This window comes from Bacteroides caecigallinarum (genome assembly GCF_016901995.1).
Taxonomy (GTDB): Bacteria; Bacteroidota; Bacteroidia; order Bacteroidales; family Bacteroidaceae; genus Phocaeicola; species Phocaeicola cellulolyticus.
In genome coordinates, this window is the sequence record NZ_JACJLE010000004.1 from 53,968 (window position 1) to 73,996 (window position 20,029).

Annotated in this window: 10 protein-coding genes and 1 tRNA gene; 10 read left to right on the plus strand and 1 reads right to left on the minus strand. The window is 36.6% G+C overall.

The features are described from left to right. Window positions 1–98 precede the first annotated feature (98 nt). The 9 genes from H6A61_RS01975 to H6A61_RS02015 all read left to right on the plus strand — a co-directional run bounded on the left by H6A61_RS01975 (window position 99) and on the right by H6A61_RS02015 (window position 18,280). Window positions 99–1,940: a carboxypeptidase-like regulatory domain-containing protein gene (locus H6A61_RS01975; RefSeq protein ID WP_204390563.1), complete on the plus strand. Its 1,842-nt coding sequence runs from the start codon at window positions 99–101 to the stop codon at window positions 1,938–1,940. A 79-nt stretch (window positions 1,941–2,019) separates the two neighbouring features. Beyond that, entirely contained in the window at window positions 2,020–3,453 is a 1,434-nt protein-coding gene (locus H6A61_RS01980; RefSeq protein ID WP_239469059.1) for a glycoside hydrolase family 76 protein, read from the plus strand. A 7-nt stretch (window positions 3,454–3,460) separates the two neighbouring features. Further along, complete coding sequence (locus H6A61_RS01985) at window positions 3,461–6,631, plus strand: SusC/RagA family TonB-linked outer membrane protein (RefSeq protein WP_204390564.1); 3,171 nt, start codon at window positions 3,461–3,463, stop codon at window positions 6,629–6,631. A 29-nt stretch (window positions 6,632–6,660) separates the two neighbouring features. After that, a complete protein-coding gene (locus H6A61_RS01990; RefSeq protein ID WP_204390565.1) occupies window positions 6,661–8,718 on the plus strand; it encodes a RagB/SusD family nutrient uptake outer membrane protein in 2,058 nt (685 codons plus the stop codon). 28 nt (window positions 8,719–8,746) lie between these two features. After that, window positions 8,747–9,562 carry a DUF3823 domain-containing protein gene (locus H6A61_RS01995; RefSeq protein WP_204390566.1) on the plus strand — a complete coding sequence of 272 codons (816 nt, stop codon included), beginning with the start codon at window positions 8,747–8,749 and terminating at the stop codon, window positions 9,560–9,562. An 89-nt stretch (window positions 9,563–9,651) separates the two neighbouring features. Beyond that, a complete protein-coding gene (locus H6A61_RS02000; protein WP_204390567.1) occupies window positions 9,652–11,823 on the plus strand; it encodes a hypothetical protein in 2,172 nt (723 codons plus the stop codon). A gap of 37 nt (window positions 11,824–11,860) precedes the next feature. Beyond that, a complete protein-coding gene (locus H6A61_RS02005; RefSeq protein WP_204390568.1) occupies window positions 11,861–14,365 on the plus strand; it encodes a glutaminase domain-containing protein in 2,505 nt (834 codons plus the stop codon). A 94-nt stretch (window positions 14,366–14,459) separates the two neighbouring features. After that, complete coding sequence (locus H6A61_RS02010) at window positions 14,460–16,748, plus strand: GH92 family glycosyl hydrolase (protein ID WP_204390569.1); 2,289 nt, start codon at window positions 14,460–14,462, stop codon at window positions 16,746–16,748. A gap of 74 nt (window positions 16,749–16,822) precedes the next feature. Continuing rightward, window positions 16,823–18,280 carry a glycoside hydrolase family 125 protein gene (locus tag H6A61_RS02015; protein ID WP_204390570.1) on the plus strand — a complete coding sequence of 486 codons (1,458 nt, stop codon included), beginning with the start codon at window positions 16,823–16,825 and terminating at the stop codon, window positions 18,278–18,280. Between the two features lie 556 nt (window positions 18,281–18,836). Here the strand turns inward: H6A61_RS02015 and H6A61_RS02020 are convergent. Continuing rightward, window positions 18,837–18,909, minus strand: a tRNA-Lys gene (locus H6A61_RS02020). A 265-nt stretch (window positions 18,910–19,174) separates the two neighbouring features. Here H6A61_RS02020 and H6A61_RS02025 point away from each other — a divergent pair. Beyond that, entirely contained in the window at window positions 19,175–19,999 is an 825-nt protein-coding gene (locus tag H6A61_RS02025; protein WP_204390571.1) for a hypothetical protein, read from the plus strand. Window positions 20,000–20,029 lie beyond the last annotated feature (30 nt).

Below are 20,029 nucleotides of genomic sequence, written 5' to 3' on the forward strand. Positions count from 1 at the left end.
TTTAACCCTAATTTCTAAACTTTGTGTCAGCTTAATGATTAAGTGGCGCGCTTGTTCGTTAATGTGATTATTCATTTATTATTAATCAAATTTAAACTATGGAACTTACAAAAATGCGGACTTTTTTCAGTTTTATAGCTGTACTTTTATGTATGGTGTTTATGTTTGGTTCTTGTACGGATGATGTTTCCGACAATGAATCTATGTTTTATGGTAAGGTGAAAGGTGTAGTAACGGATGTTTCTTCTATGCCGATAGAAGGGGTTGCTGTGGTTGTTGATGAATCAGGGTTGAACGCAACTGAAGGTGGTCCAACAGCCGTTACAGATTCTAAGGGAGAGTTTATACTCGAAAATGTTTCAATAGGTACACATATAATTACATTTAAGAAAAATGATTATCAGACAGTAAGTATTACTGTAGTGCCTGGCAAGTTTAATAGTGAAAATGTTGCAAATATTTCAGCAGTTATGCAATATGCTGCAGCAGAAATTCGTGGAACAGTTACTGATGCTTCGAATGCAGATTCTCCATTGTCGGGTGTTAAAGTAAGTATAAGTCCTACTGTCTCTGTATTGACAGATGATAATGGTACATACGTAATAGATAATTTGCCTTTATCAGATTATACGGTTACTTTTGCTAAGGACGGTTTTACTTCAATTACTAAAAATGTAACTATAGCTGATTTTAATGACGGTATTGCTGTGGCTGATGCACGAATGGGAGCAACCGAAATTTTACGTGGGTTAACTGCTGAGGATTTGCAGAATGCTGAAAAATGGTATTACAATGAGTATAGAGGAGGCCGTAATTCAGAACAATATCCTCATTGGGACTGGGCTTGTGATTATATGTGCACATTAGATTTCCGCGGAGATTGGGAAGAACAGAACGAAGGTACAACACTCAGAATACGAAATGATGAAAGCGACAGGCAAAATCCTGCAGATCTGGAGATGTTTGATTCATTTGTTTTCGGTAGTAAGCTGATAACCTCTGACAATAATATCATGACACTTCAGGTTCGTACTCATAATGCAGATAATGATTCTCCAACAACATTTGGTGTTCAGGTAGTTGATTTGTCTGAATCTACTCCGATGGCACAATTGATAGGTGGCATAAAGACTCTTGCATCTGAGGACTATGTTTCGTTTGATTTTGATTTAAGTGCATATATAGGTAAGGAAGTAATCATTGCAATAGGTACTTTCCGTGCGCAGACAGGAGATTATTGGAAACAGTTGGTTTTGCGTAGAATAGCTTTTGCAAAAGAAAAGGTAGAAGGTTGGGGTTGGCTCCCTGGTACAAAAATAGCCGCGTTGGACGGTTGGGAAATGACCGAGGAAATGGTACGTTCTACAATGCCTCAAACAAAATCTTCATTTACAGGAATAAGCAGTGTTACTGGCGATCGTGATAATTATGTTGATGCTTATAGAGCATGGCGTGGAACAGGACATTTTGCTGCAGAATGGTCTTTTATGCCTGTACAAAAGGACCCGGAAGTATTCCCTAGTGAAGGTTATTTGATAAAGACAAAAGGATCTGATGCTCAAGTAAGTACTACAAAACCTCAGTCATATTTCTATGCCAAATTCTCTATTGCTGATGGTTCGAATAAACTGAAGTTTAGTACACGCAATTTTAGTGATAATCCTACATTCTTTAAAATTACAGCTATTACTGAAGATATAAATATCAAACATTTGTCACCTGTATCTCATATAGCCAATAGTGCTTCTTCTGATAATGATGGATGCTGGAAGTTTGTACATCAGGATGGTGGAGCCGGAAGCCCGGACAAGTATGCTACTTTTGAATATGATTTGTCTGAATTTAACGGACAAAATGTTCTGATTGCAATAGGTGTTTATAAAGGTGAGTCTAATGGTGATGAGAATAAGTTAGTTCTTCACAGTTTAACCTTAGAATAATTAAAGAAACTTGTTTCTGTATTCCTTAAATGGAATGCAGAAACAAAATCAAATCCACAATATGATGAAAACGTTTTTTATGTTAGTGACAAGTTCGATGTTGACACTTGTTACATGTGCATGTAATTCCGAAGAAGTGAATACTCCTGACAAAGATGGAGGAATTTTTATTGAAAATGTAGCTGAACAGAACACTGCCCGTGCTATTGAAATTATAGATAATGCAATAAAATGTTATTTCCCGGAATCTGGAACGAGTATGACTCGCTATTATAATCCTTACACAAAAACGAATTCTACAGAAATAGCTAGTGTATGGATGTATACCAGTTCTATAGAGGCAGTAAATGCGGCCATGAAAGCTATGAAAACTGGGAAAGATAACGGTTCAGCGTCTTTATATGACGAAAACTTCGAGCGTTACAAGGAGCTCTTGAAGACGTTATATGATAATCTTGAGTATTATGCCGGAACTTATACTTTAACTTCTTATACCCAAACAAAGGAATGGACTGTGTATGGAGTGAACAGAGGTAGGGACAAGGGAGCAGCCGACGTAGAAGGAGTTCTTAATGTCTATGATGACCAGATGTGGCTTATACGTGAGCTGATAGAGTCTTATCATCTGACTGGCGAGCAAAAGTATTTGGAAAAAGCCGAATACTTAACTTCATATGTCTTGGATGGATGGGATTGTACTTTAGATAATAGCGGAAAGCAAAATGGAGGTATTACATGGGGACCTGGGTATTTCACTAAGCATTCTTGTAGTAACGGTCCTTTGGTAAGCCCTTTGGTCTGGTTGCATGAGATATATAAAGGCAAAGCAGATGAAGTAACATATGGATATGTAGCTGAGAATAACAGCCGCAAAGTTAAGACGGAGAAAAAGGCTGATTATTACTTGAATTTCGCAAAAGCAGTATATGATTATCAGAAGGGACATCTTATGAATCCAGGAATAGGTGTTTATGATGATATGATGGGTGGAGGAGATGAAATAAAGTATATAATAGTTGACGGTGAAAGATATCGTGATAATACGCCTCTGCCAGACCGTGTAGGACCAGCTATTTCATATAATTCCGGTACAATGCTTTCTGGTGCGTCAGATTTATATAGAGTAACTGGTGATAAAGTTTATAGTGATGACATGATTTCATTGTCCGACAATAGTTTTTCTTATTTTGCAAAGCTTGACGCTGTTGTCAAAGGGTACTATTATTTTGAAATAAGTGGTTTCAACAATTGGTTTAACGGTGTCCTTATGAGAGGTTATGCTGATGTAAGAGCTAGTTATCCTAAAGCAGCAGATTATCTTAATGCATTTCAAGATAATCTGGATTATGCTTACGAGAATTTTAACTATGAACATATGCTTCCTACTAATTTGCTAGTAGGTTGGAATAAGTCAGAAACGACAAAGAATAATGTAGAAGGCATGTTCACTTTTGCATTTGCGGCTGAATATGCTGTATTAGCAAATATAGAATGGAACTTTAAAAACAAATAAATGAACTATGAAGAATTTAGGTAAATTACAATGCAACTTATCTTATTTGGCTTTAGCATTTCTGTTAGTGCTGATTCCTGTTGATATGTTTGCTCAGAAAACAATTTCAGTATCGGGAGTAGTCATTGATGAAAATAATGATCCGATTATCGGTGCAGCCGTACAAGTTAAAAACACGGACACTGGAGTTATAACAGACATTGATGGACGTTATATAATCAATGCAGCTGATGATGCTATACTTTGTTTTAGCTATGTAGGTCTTAAAAGTGTAGAAGAAAAAGTCAATGGACGTACCACTGTGAATGTTACCATGATGACTGATGCAAAGATGATTGATGAAGTCGTTGTTGTTGGATATGGTACACAACGTAGAGGGTCATTGACTGGTGCTGTATCAGGAGTTAAAGGACAGGATTTAATTAAGACAAAGAGTGAGAACCCTCAAAACATGCTTACCGGACGTATCCCAGGATTGCGTGTATGGCAAAAAAGTTCAGAGCCAGGTACATATAGCAATAGCTTTGATGTTCGTGGTATGGGTAGTCCTTTGGTTGTTATCGATGGTATTCCACGTAGTGTTGAAGAGTTTCAACGTTTGAATGCAACAGATATCGAAGATATTTCCGTATTGAAGGATGCTTCGGCTGCAATATATGGTGTACGTGCTGCTAATGGTGTTGTTCTGGTAACAACTAAAAAAGGAAACTCTGGAAAAACTGAGGTTACTTATAATGGCTCTTATACAGTGCAGCAGCCATCTCGTATGCCAAAGCTTGCAGATCCTTATGAAACAATGACTCTCTATAACGAAATGGCCATGAATAATATCAATGGTGGTAATTGGGTCTATAATGAGGATGATTTTGAGGCTTTCCGCAATGGCTCACGTAGGACAACAGATTGGAATGATTTGATTATTGCTAAAACTGCTCCACAGACACAGCATGATATTAGCATCTCTGGAGGAAATGATAAAACCAAATACTATATCAGTATGGGTTATTTTTATCAAGAAGGTATTTTTAAATCTGGAGATTTGAACTATAATAAATTCAATGTACGTTCAAATATTTCAACTGAAGTAGCAAAGGGTGTTAAATTTGAACTTAATCTCAGCGGTGTTTCTGATGAGAGAAATACTCCTTATACAAACTCGCAAGAAATTATTAAGAACTATTGGAGTCAAGGTGTACTTTTCCCTGCATATGCTGATCCGGAAAATACAATGTTGAACTATGAGGGTCTTGATATGCAAAGAAATACTGTTGCAATGATGACATCTGATATTTCTGGTTATAAGAAATACAAACAGAAATATTTCCAGTCATCAGCAACTTTATCTGTAGATTTTGGTAAATATACATCCGTTTTGGAGGGATTGACTGCTAAGGCTATGTTCAGCTATGATTATCGTTCAGACAATAATGAAGCTTTTCGTAAAGAATATTCTTTGTATGCTTATGATAAGACAACAGACTCGTACAGTCAGGTAATATATAGCGAAAGCTCTCCAAGTAGTATGCGTCGTGAATTTTATGACAAATCACAAGCATTGGGTCAATTTGTATTAAATTATAATCGTACATTTAAAGAGGTACATAATGTTGGTGCCATGATAGGATGGGAGTTGCAAAAACGCAACGGTGACAATTTCTATGCTTATAGGGATTTGGCATTTTCAATACCATATCTATTGGCAGGAGTAGATGAAGGTCAGATTGGTGGTATGAATACAGGAAGTAATGATCTTTATGAACAAGCTAGCGAGGCTTTGATCGGACGTGTAAACTACTCTTATGCTGATCGTTATCTGTTTGAAGCACAATTCAGATATGATGGTTCAAGTAAGTTCGCTAAAGGTCATCAATGGGGATTCTTCCCTTCTGTTTCAGCCGGATGGAGAATGTCTGAAGAACCTTTCTTTAAGAACACTGATTGGCTGAAGTTTGTAAATATGTTAAAACTTCGTGCAAGTTATGGAGTATTAGGAGATGACGGAGATTTGAACTATGATTGGGCTATGGGATATACTTATCCGGCTACTAGTGGTAATATGGCAAATGGAGACTATAATCAGTATTCTCCAGGATATATATTTGGAGGTAAATTTATATCAGCAGCAACTCCAATGGCTTTGCCAAACGAAAGTATTACTTGGTTTAAATCTAAGACTTTTGATATAGGTTTTGATTTTGAAGCATGGGACGGTAAACTTGGAGCTTCATTCGATTATTTTGATAGACGTCGTTCAGGTTTGTTCGCTCGTCGTACAGGAGCTTTACCTACTGTAGTTGGTGCTACTGCTCCACGTGAAAATCTGGATAGTGACCGACAGTTTGGTATGGAGTTGGAACTTTCTCATCGCAATAGAATTGGTGATGTAGCCTATAACTTAAAAGGTATTGCAACAATAACACGTAGGAAATATCTTACAGCATCAGAAAAAGGACCATGGGCTAATTCTTATGACCGTTGGAGAAATGATAACCTGACAAACCGCTATCAAGGTGTGCAGTTCGGTTATACATCTGCAGGACGATATACAGGTTGGGAAGATATTTGGAGTTATCAGATCTTTAAGGAAAGAGACATCTTGCCAGGTGATTACAAATATGAAGACTGGAATGGTGACGGTGAGATAAACAGTCAGGATGAACATCCATATGCTTTTGACCAAACACCATGGGTTCAGTTCAGTTTGAATGCAGGAATACAGTGGAAGAACATTGATTTCAGTATGTTGTTCCAGGGTTCTGCACTTGGATCAATGGAATATAAGGAACCATTACATGAAATATGGGGTAAGAATGGTGGAGGTGCCCTAGAGCAGTTCCTCGATCGTTGGCATCCAGTTGATCCAAAAATAGATCCATATGATCCTTCTGCTGAGTGGGTTTCTGGATATTATGCATATACAGGACGATGGACTAAGAATAATTCTTCTTTTAATCGTGTAAGTACTGCATATCTTCGCCTTAAGAGTATTGAATTAGGTTATACATTCCCTAAGTTAAAACAAATACCTAATGCAAGCTTAAGAGTTTATGCAAATGCATATAATCTGTTAACATTTACAGGAGTAAAATTTGTAGATCCTGAACATCCTGATGATGAACTTGGACGTATGTATCCTTTGAATAAGACATACACAGTTGGTCTGTCACTTTCATTTTAATAAGTAGTGTAAAAATAAAAACGATTGATATGAAACATAAATTGATATCCGCAGCATTGTGTTTGACACTTGCTACTTCGTGCTTGGATTTAGATATTGATCCTAAAAATATTATTACTTCTGAATCTTTGATATCCAATGAGTCCGGTATGGATATATACATGGCTCGTATGTATAGTAATATGCCATGGGAGGATTTCAAGTATTTAGGTCAATGGGGTATAAATTTTAATGGATGGTTAAATGCGGTAGGTATTGATGGTACCGGTGAAGCTTTGAACCGAGATGGTATTTGTAAATCCTTTACAGGTGAAGATAATCCATATTGGGGAAAGGCATTTGAATTGATACGCGATGCAAATTATTTGATTGAGAATCTTCCTAAGTACAAAGATTCTTTCGCTAGTGTTACTTACAATCATTATCTGGGAGAAGCTTATTATGTACGAGCTACTGTTTTTTATGCAATGGCTCGTAGGTTTGGTGGAGTACCATTGGTTACAAAAGTATTGCAGTATCCTGGAAATGATAATCTCGAAGTTCCTAGAGCTAGCGAAGAAGAAACGTGGGACCAGATATTGTCTGATTATGATACAGCAATAGAACTAATGATGCCTACAAGTCCTAAAAGCGGATACAGTAACAGGTATGTTGCATTGGCATTTAAGTCAGAAGCAATGTTGTATGCAGGTTGCGTTGCTAAGTATAATGAAACTGTAAGTGGTAGACTTACTGGTCTGGGTGCGAAGACTGGTGTACGTGTTATTGGTTTTGCTGAGGACCGTTGGCAAGAAGCGTCGAAGAAATATTTTACAGAAGCTTACAAAGCCGCTTCAGAAGTTATAAAAGACGGTGGATATGAACTATATAAGAAGAAATGGCTTGCAAATGATCCTGAAGCACAATATCAGAATATGGTTGATATGTTCTCAGATCTTGATAATCCGGAAAATATCTATGTGAAAGAATATTCATATCCAACTAGTACACACGCTTTTGACTCATATAATTTGCCACGTACATTTAAGGCTCCATTAAACTGTGGAACTTGTCCGACTGCAGATTTTGTAGAGTTGTTTGATGGCTTTGAACATTATGCTGACGGTACACTGAAGGTTACTGATGGTAATTCTAATGCAGATGGCAATTATATTATGTATGATAAGCCAATGGATTATTTTAAGAATGCCGAACCACGTTTACGTGCTTATGTTATTTTCCCTGGTGATGTTTTTAAAGGTCAGACTATAGAAATTTATGCAGGAGTTTATACAGGTAATACTCCAATTAAACCTCTTTTCGATGACTATTCTTATGCAACAGGAACAACAAAATATCAACATTTGTCAGCTTATAAGGATACTCCAAAGACACTTTGGTTAAGTCCAAAGCCTGAAGGTAGCCAGGAAATAGTACAACTGGAGGACGGAACAACAATGACTGCTTCTGGATTTAATGGTCCATTTTATGATGAAGGTGGTTCTGCTCTAACAGGTTTATTATTGCGTAAATGGCTTAATCCTGATCCGTCATTTGAACCTCGTGAAGGTAATAGTGCGCAGCCATTTGTCTTGATGAGATATGCCGAAGTTCTGCTTAATGCGGCAGAAGCAGCTGTAGAACTATCTTTGGCTGGTGTTCCATCACCTGACGGTACAGATATGTTGGCTGTTGCTACTCAAGCTATAAAGGATATTCGTGAACGTGCCGGTGCGGAACCTCTTAATGGAAATTTAACTGCATCAAATGAGAGCCGTGATATCGTTCGTAAAGAGCGTAGAAAAGAATTGGCGTTTGAAAATAAGACCAAATGGGATTTGCGTCGTTGGCGTGTTAATCATGATGAAGGTAGAGATGGTTTTTGGGGTATTAAGCGTGATAAGAACCTTTTCAGTAATAACGTTAACTATCGTTTCCGTGGTATTTATCCGTTTTATTCAACTAAGGATAAAAAATGGTTCTTTGATGTTCGTTTCCAATATGTAAGTGAAAAAACATTTGGATATACTCCTTTGGATTATTATTTTGAAATACCTAGTGGTGAGGTTTCTAAGAGTCTTGTAATAGATCAGCAACCTAATAGATAAAAAATAAAATCATAAAAAAGTAAACGATATGAAAAAAATAAAATTTTACAGCTTGCTTTGTGCAGTATTTCTTATGACATCGTGCCAAATGTTTGAGATGGATAATTATGATGAACCAAGTGAAACAATTTGGGGAGAGGTCGTTGATGAGGCAACAGGTAAAAGAGTTCTTACAGATCAAGGAAGTGAAGGAATAAGAGTACGCCTTACTGAGTTAAGTTGGGGAGAAAATGTTCAGCATAACCCTGATTTCTATTGTATGCTTGACGGTACTTTCCGCAATACAAAAATTTTTGAAGGTGATTATAATATTCGTATCGATGGTCCTTTTATTCCGTTAGTGCGTGAAAATACTGATGGCACATTATTATTCGATGGTTCTCAAAATACAAGGATAAGTGGTACTACTAAAGTGAAATTTGAGGTACAGCCTTTTCTTAATGTAGAGTTTGTGGGCGATCCGCAAGTTAGTAATGGTGTAATAAGTGCAAAGGTTAAGGTTACACGAGGAGTTACGAATGAAATATTTCGTGAAAAAATTGAGCCAATGGGTAATTGGAAAGATGAATATTTAAATGTTACAGATATACAACTGTTTGTAAGTTATTCAAGTACGGTTGGATATCGTGCCCGTGATGATCGCTGGTCGAATAAGATAGAGTATTCTGGGGATGAATTTAATGAACTTTTAGGTCAACCTGTTCAAATAAGTTCAATTGGTAATATCCCTTCAGGAAGAAAAGTATTTATTCGTGCTGCAGCTCGTATAAATTATGACACTCCTGTTGGTAGTGGAACTCGTCGTTGGAATTATAGTGAACCTGTAGAGGTTCTTATACCATAATTTTTTGTCGGCAAGAAAATATAGTCTTATAATATATCTTCTTGCCGATAAATTTATTGGATTTAATACCTGAAAAATAATTTTTAATTATGAAACGCAATTATTTTCTAATAAGCATTCTTGCCATGAGTATTCCAGTTATGGCTCAGACAAACAAGAATGTTAAAACAACTTTTCAAACTTCAAGAGAATGGAAGTCAACAATAGACAATCGCGCTGACGCTGTTATGGTATATGGGGTAGGCGGTAATCCATCTGATAATTCTAAAAAACTTTCATTTGAAGACAGAGTACGGTCATGGAGAGAAAAAGGTTATACCGTACATTTTATGACAGGTATTGCCTGGGGGGAATATCAAGACTATTTTACTGGAGCATGGGATGGAAAATCTCATCTTGACGAAGGTCAGGTTACAATGGCGGGGGATACAATTTGGCATGGACATTTGGTTCCATATATAGTTCCATCAAATAACTTTCTGAAGTACATGAAGGAAAAACATGTGAAAAGAGTTATTGATGCCGGAATTGATGCTATTTTTATGGAAGAACCTGAATTTTGGGCAAGAGCTGGATATAGTGATGCTTTCAAGAAAGAATGGAAAGAGTATTATGGGTTCGACTGGAGACCTCAACATGAATCTCCAGAGAATACTTATCTAGCAAATAAACTGAAATACCATTTGTACTACAGAGCTCTTAATGAAGTCTTTACTTATGCTAAGGAATATGGTAAAAGCAAGGGAATGGATGTAAAATGTTATGTACCTACCCATTCTTTGGTTAATTATTCGCAATGGCAGATTGTAAGTCCTGAGGCTAGTTTGGCTTCATTGCCATGTGTGGATGGCTACATAGCTCAGGTATGGACTGGAACATCACGTGAACCAAATTATTTTGATGGTATTAAGCGTGAACGTGTTTTTGAAAACGCTTATCTGGAATATGGCTCTATGGAGTCGATGACAGCACCTACGGGGCGTAAAATGTTTTTTTTGACTGACCCTATTGAGGATTGGCCTCGTGACTGGGCTGATTATAAGAAGAATTATCAGGCTACTTTTACAGCTCAGCTGTTATATCCTAATATCGCTGATTTTGAAGTAATGCCTTGGCCGGAACGAATCTATGAAGGACTTTATCGCACTAGTGCGAACAGTGACAAAAAAGAACGTATTCCCCGGTTTTATTCTACTCAAATGCAGGTCATGATAAATACTCTGAATAAAATGCCTTTGTCTGAGAATAAATTGAATGGCAGCCACGGAATCAGTGTATTGATGTCAAATTCTCTCATGTTCCAGCGTTTCCCTACGCATGATGGATATGAAGATCCTCAGTTGGCTAATTTTTATGGCCTGGCATTGCCTTTACTGAAACGTGGAGTTCCTGTAAAAACAGCTCATATTGAGAATTTGGGGTATAAAGAAACTTTGGCTGATACTAAGATATTATTGATGACTTATTCGAATATGAAACCATTGGAACCGGAAGCGCACAGATATTTGGCTCAATGGGTAAAAGATGGTGGCATTTTGATATATAGTGGAACAGATAAGGATCCTTTCCAAAGCGTTAGAGAATGGTGGAATACAGGTGAAAAGAAATATGCAACTCCGTCAGCTCATTTATTTGAGTTACTAGATATTCCGGATTCTGCCCAGGGTGAGTATCGTTGTGGAAAAGGTACGGTATGTGTTTTACGTACAGATCCTAAAGATTATATATTAAACAAAAACGGCGATAAGGAATTCCTGAAATTGCTTTCACGTATGTACCGACAGAATGCTAAGGCTGGAGAACTTGAGTTTAAGAATAATTTTTATCTGGAACGTGGGGCATACGATTTGGTAGCTGTTCTTGATGAAAGCGTAAGTAGTGATTCTTATGTTGTAAAAGGTTGTTTGATAGATCTTTTTGATCCTAGTTTACCGGTTATAACCAATAAGAAGGTAAATACTGGAGAACAAGCTTTTTTGCTCGATGTAAATCGAATAGCTAATAAAAAGTTACCTCAAGTATTGGCATCTGCAAGTCGTGAGGAAAATGAAGAGCGTGGTAAAAGATATTATTCGTACGTAGCAAAATCTCCTTCCGAAACATCGAATATATCTCGTGTCCTGCTGCCTGCATGTCCAAAAAGTGTAAAGATTGATGGTAAGGAAAAAATCGATTTGCGAAATTGGGACAAGCAAAGCAGTACTTATTTGATTGCGTTCGAGAATAATCCTGACGGAGTCAATGTGACATTTGAATGGTGATTTTTAATATTTAATTCTTTGCTTTATAAAAATATTTATGAAAAAAATTTTATTGTCAGCTTTGCTTGCTCCATTTTTCATTTCGTGCAGCATTGAAAAAGCTAATTATGAGATTGTAAAAAATGATTTACGTGCTCCTGCCTATCCGTTGGTAACAATAGATCCTTATACCAGTGCATGGTCAATGAGCGATAATTTATATGATAGCCCTGTATGTCACTGGACAGGCAAAAGTTTTCCTTTTGTCGGAGTAATCAAGGTAGATGGTGTATCATATAGATTTATGGGAACAGAAGATAAAGAGATGATACCTGTTGTACCAACTTCCTTGCAGGGAGATTGGAGTGGTCGTTATACCACTGAAAGACCAAAAGGGGATTGGACTTCAGAGAACTTCAATGATTCTAGCTGGAAAGTTGATAAAGGTGCATTCGGTACTATGGAGTATGAACCTACAGCCAAGACACAATGGGGAACAAAAAATATTTGGGTACGTCGTTCTGTAAATATAGAACGTGACCTTGATGACTATCCTGTATATTTGGAATTTTCGAATGATGATGATGCTGTTTTCTATATAAATGGAGTAAAAGTTCATAGTACAGGTTCTACATGTTATAAGAATAAACAGATAAAATTGTCGGAAGAAGCAAAATCGGCGTTGAAACCTGGATTAAATATTATTGCTGCAGAATGTGTAAATCCGGTTGGTAATGGATTGTTGGATTTCGGATTACTTATTCCTAAAGATCTTAAAACTTCGTTTGCTCAGACTGCTGTTCAGACTTCTGTTGATGTGCAAGCTACTCAGACTCATTATTCTTTTAATTGTGGCAATGTTGACTTAAAGCTATCATTTGCAGCACCATTGTTTTTGGAAGATTTATCATTAGTGAGCCGTCCTGTAAATTATATTACATATAATGTTACATCTTTAGATGGAAAAGAACATGATATAGATATATATTTTGAGGCATCGCCTCGTTGGGCTTTGGACCAGCCTCACCAACCTTCTGTAAGCAACGTATATGAACAGGACGGACTGATTTTTATTAAGAGTGGCAGTAAGGAGCAAAATATTCTTGCAAAATCCGGTGATGACTTGCGTATAGATTGGGGCTATTTCTATCTTGTTGGTGACAAGAAAAATACAATATATAATATTGGAAATACAGACGCTTTACGACAGAGTTTTGCAGACGGTACTTTTGCTCAGACTAGTGCTTCAGGTGAAGGCAATATGGCTAATATGGCTTTGGTACGTGATTATGGAAAGGTAAAGGAAGTGGCAGACAAGATTATGATTGGATATGATGATATTTACTCTATACAGTATTTTAATACCAATCTTCGCCCTTATTGGAATAAAAAAGGTGATAAAAAAATTGAATCTGAGTTCCTGGCCGCTTTCAGAGATTATGATAAACTGATTTCACGTTGTTACGCTTTTGATAAAGAGTTGATTGAAGAAGCAGCAAATGTAGGAGGAAAAGAGTATGCTGAACTTTGTGCATTAGCTTACCGTCAGTCAATTGCTGCTCATAAACTTGTTGAAGCACCGAATGGTGATTTGTTGTGGCTTTCAAAAGAAAATAACAGTAACGGATGTATAAATACTGTTGACTTGACTTATCCGTCTGCACCATTATTCCTTATTTATAATCCGGACTTGATGAAGGGTATGATGAATGGCATTTTTTATTATAGTGAAAGCGGAAAACATCAAAAACCTTTTGCGGCTCATGATTTGGGAACTTATCCTTTGGCCAACGGTCAGGTATATGGCGGTGACATGCCTGTAGAAGAGAGCGGAAATATGCTTATTGTAGCTGCAGCAATAGCTGCTGTAGAAGGAAATGCTGATTATGCAGCTAAACACTGGGATGTATTGACTACTTGGACTGATTATTTGGTAGAAAAAGGTCTGGACCCTGAGAATCAACTTTGTACTGATGATTTTGCCGGACACTTTGCTCATAATGCAAATCTGTCTATTAAGGCTATTTTGGGTATTGCTTCTTATGGACGTTTGGCTGAAATGCTTGGTAAAAATGATATTGCAAAACATTATATGGCAAAAGCACGCGAGATGGCTGGCGAGTGGGAAAAAATGGCTAATGATGGTGACCATTATAAGCTTACTTTTGACAAATCTGGAACGTGGAGCCAGAAGTACAATCTGGTATGGGATAAAATATTGAAGCTTGGAATCTTCAATCCTCAAATAGCCGAAACAGAAGTCGCTTATTATCTGAATAAAATGAATGTGTATGGCTTGCCACTTGACAGTCGTGAAACTTATACCAAGACAGACTGGGTTATGTGGACAGCAGCTTTATCTAATGATCAGTCCACCTTCCGCAAGTTCATAACACCTATGTATAAGTTTATGAACGAAACCATAGACAGAGTTCCTATGTCTGACTGGGTATTTACTGATAAACCAAATTATAGAGGTTTTAAAGCTCGTTCAGTGGTAGGTGGATACTATATGAGAATGCTTGAGAACAGACTGCTTGGCAAAACGAAAGATAACAACTGATTTGAGTAAAATATAAGCAGTTCTTCCTGTTCAGAAGTTATATGGACAGGAAGAATGCTTTTTATTTCTAATATTTTTAACATTTAATATTATCATGGGAATTAAACAAATATTTTTTACGACTGTTCTTGCGTTAAATAGTTTGATTGTGTTGGGGGAGAGTCTTACTCCTGTTGATTATGTAAATACTCTTGTTGGAACAAAGTCTAAGCATTCACTTTCTACGGGTAATACTTATCCGGCGGTTGCATTACCTTGGGGAATGAACTTCTGGTCGCCACAGACAGGTGTAATGGGCGATGGCTGGGCTTATACTTATGATTCAGATAAAATAAGGGGATTCAAACAGACTCATCAGCCTAGTCCGTGGATTAATGATTATGGACAATTTTCAATTATGCCGGTTACCGGTGCTGTTGTCTTTAATCAGGATGAACGTGCAAGTTGGTTTTCTCATAAAGCAGAAATTGCTACTCCATATTATTATAAAGTATATTTGGCTGATCATGATGTAACGGCGGAGTTTTCTCCTACGGAACGTGCTGCAATATTTCGTTTCACGTTTCCTGAATCAAAAGATTCTTATGTAGTTATAGATGCTTTTGATAATGGTTCGTATATCAAGGTAATTCCATCCGAAAATAAGATTATAGGCTATACTACTAAAAATAGTGGAGGGGTGCCAGAGAATTTTAAAAACTATTTTGTTTTAAAGTTTGACAAGCCTTTCAGCTATGTTGCTACGGTTAAGGATGGAGTGATTGATACCCAGAATACAGAGCAGACAACCAATCATGCAGGTGGAATTATTGGATTTGAAACTGTCCGCGGAGAGCATGTTAATGTAAAAGTGGCATCATCGTTTATCAGTTTTGAACAGGCTGAGTTGAACCTGAGAGAGATTGGAAACCGTACCTTGGAACAGGTTTCTCAAGATGCCAAGGAAGAATGGAATAAAGTATTGGGTCGTATTGAGGTGAAAGATAATAATATAGACAAACTACGTACTTTCTATTCATGTCTTTATCGTTCGGTATTGTTCCCAAGAAGTTTCTATGAGATTGATTCAAAAGGTGACATAGTGCATTATAGTCCTTACAATGGTAAGGTGCTACCAGGCTATATGTTTACTGATACTGGCTTTTGGGATACTTTCCGTTGTTTGTTCCCTTTTCTTAACCTTATGTATCCTTCGATGAATTTAAAAATTCAGGAAGGTCTTGTTAATGCATATAAAGAGAGTGGTTTCTTGCCTGAGTGGGCAAGTCCAGGACATCGTGGCTGCATGGTAGGAAATAATTCAGCTTCTGTAGTTTCTGATGCATGGATAAAAGGCCTACGTGGATATGATATAGAAACTTTGTGGGAAGCCGTTAAGCATGGTGCTGTAAATGTTCATCCGGATGTTCCTTCTACAGGACGTTTGGGATATGAATACTATAATAAATTAGGATATGTCCCTTATAATGTCGGGATTAATGAAAATGCAGCCCGCACATTAGAGTATTCTTATGATGATTGGTGTATTTATCAGTTAGGGTTGTCTTTAGGAAAATCAAAGAAAGAATTGGAACCATTTGCAAAAAGAGCATTGAATTATAGAAATTTGTTTGATAAAGAACATAAACTTATGCGTGGAAAAAATGAGGATGGTAAGTTTCAAACTCCTTTTAATCCTTTGAAATGGGGAGATGCGTTTACCGAAGGAAACAGTTGGCATTATACCTGGTCTGTTTTCCATGACCCTCAAGGCTTGATTGATCTTATGGGAGGAAAAGATGCATTCAATGAAATGCTGGATTCCGTATTTATTTTACCTCCTGTCTTTGATGATAGCTATTATGGTAGCGTTATTCATGAAATACGTGAAATGCAGATAATGAATATGGGAAATTATGCACATGGTAATCAGCCTATACAACACATGATATATCTTTATAATTATTCAGCGCAGCCATGGAAATCTCAATATTGGGTACGTGAGGTTATGGATAGAATGTATAATGCAAATCCAGATGGATATTGTGGAGACGAAGATAATGGTCAGACTTCTGCTTGGTATGTATTCTCTGCAATGGGCTTCTATCCGGTTTGTCCTGGTTCAAACCAATATGTTTTAGGTTCTCCACTATTCCGTTCAATAAAATTACATTTGGAGAATGGTAAAACTGTAACGATATCTGCTCCAGAAAATACTCATTCCTCAAAATATGTACAGAAGTTATATATTGATGGAAATGAATATAATCATAATTACGTTACTCATGAGCAACTGCAAGAAGGTGCTATGCTTGAATTTAAAATGAGTGAAACTCCTAATAAACTTAGAGGTATAGATATAGAAGACGCCCCATATTCTTTCTCTAAGAGTTTAGAAAAATAAGATTTTAATAAAGATGTTTATTCTTTATTGTATATTTGTAAGATATAATGTAATTTAGAAGTAAAAATAAGATCATGAAACACAAAGTATTTATAACTTCATTTTTGTTAAGTTTAGGAGGTTATGCTATTGCTGATACATCTGCTTTTGAAACTGTATCATCAGGATATGTATGTTTAAATGATGCTATATATAAGGATAACCGTCCCGAAGTCGGTCAAAGACTTTTTACGTCGCAGGTTATAGAGAATAAGATAAAGCAAATGCAGAAACTTTTGGCAAATACCAAACTTGCTTGGATGTTTACTAATTGTTTTCCAAATACTCTAGATACAACAGTTCATTTTAGATATTTTGATGATGGCAGACCTGATACCTTTGTATATACAGGTGACATACATGCAATGTGGTTAAGGGATTCTGGTGCACAAGTGTGGCCTTATGTCCAATTTGCAAATGAAGATCCAAAACTGAAAGAGCTTATAGCCGGAGTTATAAACAGGCAGATGGAATGTATATGTATTGACCCTTATGCCAATGCATTTAATGATGGTCCTACAGGTGGGGAATGGATGAGTGACAATACTGATATGTGTCCTGATGTACATGAAAGAAAATGGGAGATTGATTCTTTATGCTATCCAATTCGTTTGGCCTATCATTATTGGAAAATCACAGGTGATACGAGTGTATTTGGTGATAAATGGTTAAGCGCTGTGGAGAAGATTATTGAGACATTCAGAGATCAGCAAAGAACAGATGGAAAAGGCTCATATAAATTTCAGCGTAAAACAGAAAGAGCATTGGATACAATGACAAATAATGGCCTTGGTAATCCTGTTAAGCCAATAGGCCTTATAGCGTCATCATTTAGACCTTCAGACGATGCAACTACTTTCCAGTTTCTTGTACCTTCAAATTTCTTTGCTGTTTCATCACTTCGTAAGGCTGCAGAGATACTGGATAAGGTAAACGATGAAAAGATTTTGTCTAAAAAATGTAAGGTTTTGGCCAATGAGGTAGAAGAAGCATTAAATAAATACGCTATTTATAATCATCCTAAATATGGTAAAATATATGCTTTTGAGGTTGATGGCTTTGGTAATCATATGCTTATGGATGATGCCAATGTTCCAAGTCTTTTGGCAATGCCTTATTTAGGAGATGTAAAGCTTGATGATCCAATTTATCAGAATACACGCCGTTTTGTTTGGAGTGAGGATAATCCGTACTTTTTTAAAGGTAAGGCAGGAGAAGGTATTGGAGGTCCTCATATAGGTTATGACATGGTATGGCCTATGAGTATAATGATGAAAGCTTTTACTAGTACAGATGATGATGAAATAAAAGATTGTATAGAAATGCTTATGAATACTGACGCCGGAACAGGTTTCATTCATGAATCTTTTCATAAGGACGATGCATCTAATTTCACTAGAGCATGGTTTGCTTGGCAAAATTCTCTTTTTGGAGAACTTATAATAAAAATGGTTGATGAAGGTAAATTGAAGCTTTTGAATAGTATAAAGTAGTCTGTATCTTATTGAATAATAAGGTGTAGGTAAAAATATTGATGCGTTTTACTGCTATAATGTTTATGATTTGTTGTTTACATAAAAACAATGATTCTATTGACAGGAACAAGTATATCTATAAAACGAACACATCTTATACAGAAGCTAAGGACAGATAGAATGGTACGGCAGCAATATGGTATCAATCAATATATTGGAATATGGTTATGAATGCCTGCAAACTGGCTTGCAAAACAAATGACAATAAAAGGAAAAAAGAACTACTTGGGCTGAATCGTAAGATATTTGAGGTGTAAACAAATGGAAATATATAGAATTGACAGTGTGACCGCTGTTGTATGAATTTCCACCTTTCTAATAGTCCGAAAAAAACGTGCGCACATTTTATCTAAAACGTGCGCACGTTTTGTATTGAATGTGCGCACGTTTAAAGTTGAACGTGTGCACAATATTTTGGCGGTTTCATCCGAACTCCGTATTCTGTTCCAATTTTCAGTATTGATAAAAAAGAAACCGCCGATAACGATTAGTTATCAGCGGTATTCTTTTTGAGTGATCCGCTTGGGGCTCGAACCCAAGACCCCAACATTAAAAGTGTTGTGCTCTACCTGCTGAGCTAGCGAATCAATCCTGTTTTGCTATCGTTATTTCCCGATTGCGAGTGCAAAGGTATGACTTATTTTTGAAACTGCAAAATATTTGAATGATTTTTTTATAATGAAATTTTAAAAAGTCCTGTAAATCAGGATGAAAAAAATGATAAAATTAAATGGGTTGTGTGATAAACTCTACATAACCGGGAGCAAAAATTATTTTTTTTCGTATAACATAGATATGTTTGATGTAATATTATGTATTTTTGTCGTACTATTATAATATAATAATGTATATATGAAAGTCAGAAAATTTCTTGTTCCATTTATGATTTTATTTCTTGCTTCATGTGGGCAGGAAGAAAAAAAAGCCACAGAGCTGTTCAATAGAGCAGAGGAGTCTTTTAAGTCGGCTAATTATAGTGAGGCTAAACTTCAGATAGATAGTATAAGGAATTTATATCCTAAAGTGTTTGAAGTCCGCAAGAAAGCTGTAAGACTTATGCAGCAGGTTGAATTGGAAGAACAGAAAACATCCCTAGAATATCTTGACAGTATGATGGCGGTAAAGCAGGCTGTTTTGGATTCCATGAAAGTTGCATTTGTACTTGAAAAAGATACGGCATATCAGGAAATAGGAAATTACTTTTATCCGTCGCAAGTTGTTGAAAAAAATATAGGAAGAACATTTTTGAGGGCTTGTGTAAGTGAAAAGGGAGAAATGTCACTTACTTCCATTTATTGTGCAGGCGGTTCTTTAAATCATACATCTGTAAAGGTTAGTTCTGCTGATGCTTTTGCTCAAACACCTGAATCGCCAGATATGTATGTCACTTCGGACTTGGGACGAAAGATTGAAAAGGCAGATTATAAGGTTGGTGCAGACGGTGGTGTCGTTGGGTTTATAATAGCGAATAAGGATGCCAAGTCATTGAAGCTTGAATTTATTGGTGATAGAACTTACAGAACTGTTATGTACTCGCCGGACATCAAGGCAATAGTAGAGGTTAGCAAACTGGCTCAGGTATTGGCTTCGATGGAAAAAATAAGAAAGGAACAGAAAGAGGCTAATTTAAAGATGCAGTTCCTTAATAAGAAGATAGCTGAAACTGTGATAGAGTAAAAATAAAAACGCTTCGATGTTTTAGATAAG

Coding starts and splice junctions, on each gene's coding strand:
- H6A61_RS02010 (WP_204390569.1), top strand. CDS start 14,460: ATGGGAATTAAACAAATATTTTTTACGACTGTTCTTGCGTTAAATAGT.
- H6A61_RS02025 (WP_204390571.1), top strand. CDS start 19,175: ATGAAAGTCAGAAAATTTCTTGTTCCATTTATGATTTTATTTCTTGCT.
- H6A61_RS01985 (WP_204390564.1), top strand. CDS start 3,461: ATGAAGAATTTAGGTAAATTACAATGCAACTTATCTTATTTGGCTTTA.
- H6A61_RS01980 (WP_239469059.1), top strand. CDS start 2,020: ATGTTAGTGACAAGTTCGATGTTGACACTTGTTACATGTGCATGTAAT.
- H6A61_RS02015 (WP_204390570.1), top strand. CDS start 16,823: ATGAAACACAAAGTATTTATAACTTCATTTTTGTTAAGTTTAGGAGGT.
- H6A61_RS02005 (WP_204390568.1), top strand. CDS start 11,861: ATGAAAAAAATTTTATTGTCAGCTTTGCTTGCTCCATTTTTCATTTCG.
- H6A61_RS02000 (WP_204390567.1), top strand. CDS start 9,652: ATGAAACGCAATTATTTTCTAATAAGCATTCTTGCCATGAGTATTCCA.
- H6A61_RS01990 (WP_204390565.1), top strand. CDS start 6,661: ATGAAACATAAATTGATATCCGCAGCATTGTGTTTGACACTTGCTACT.
- H6A61_RS01975 (WP_204390563.1), top strand. CDS start 99: ATGGAACTTACAAAAATGCGGACTTTTTTCAGTTTTATAGCTGTACTT.
- H6A61_RS01995 (WP_204390566.1), top strand. CDS start 8,747: ATGAAAAAAATAAAATTTTACAGCTTGCTTTGTGCAGTATTTCTTATG.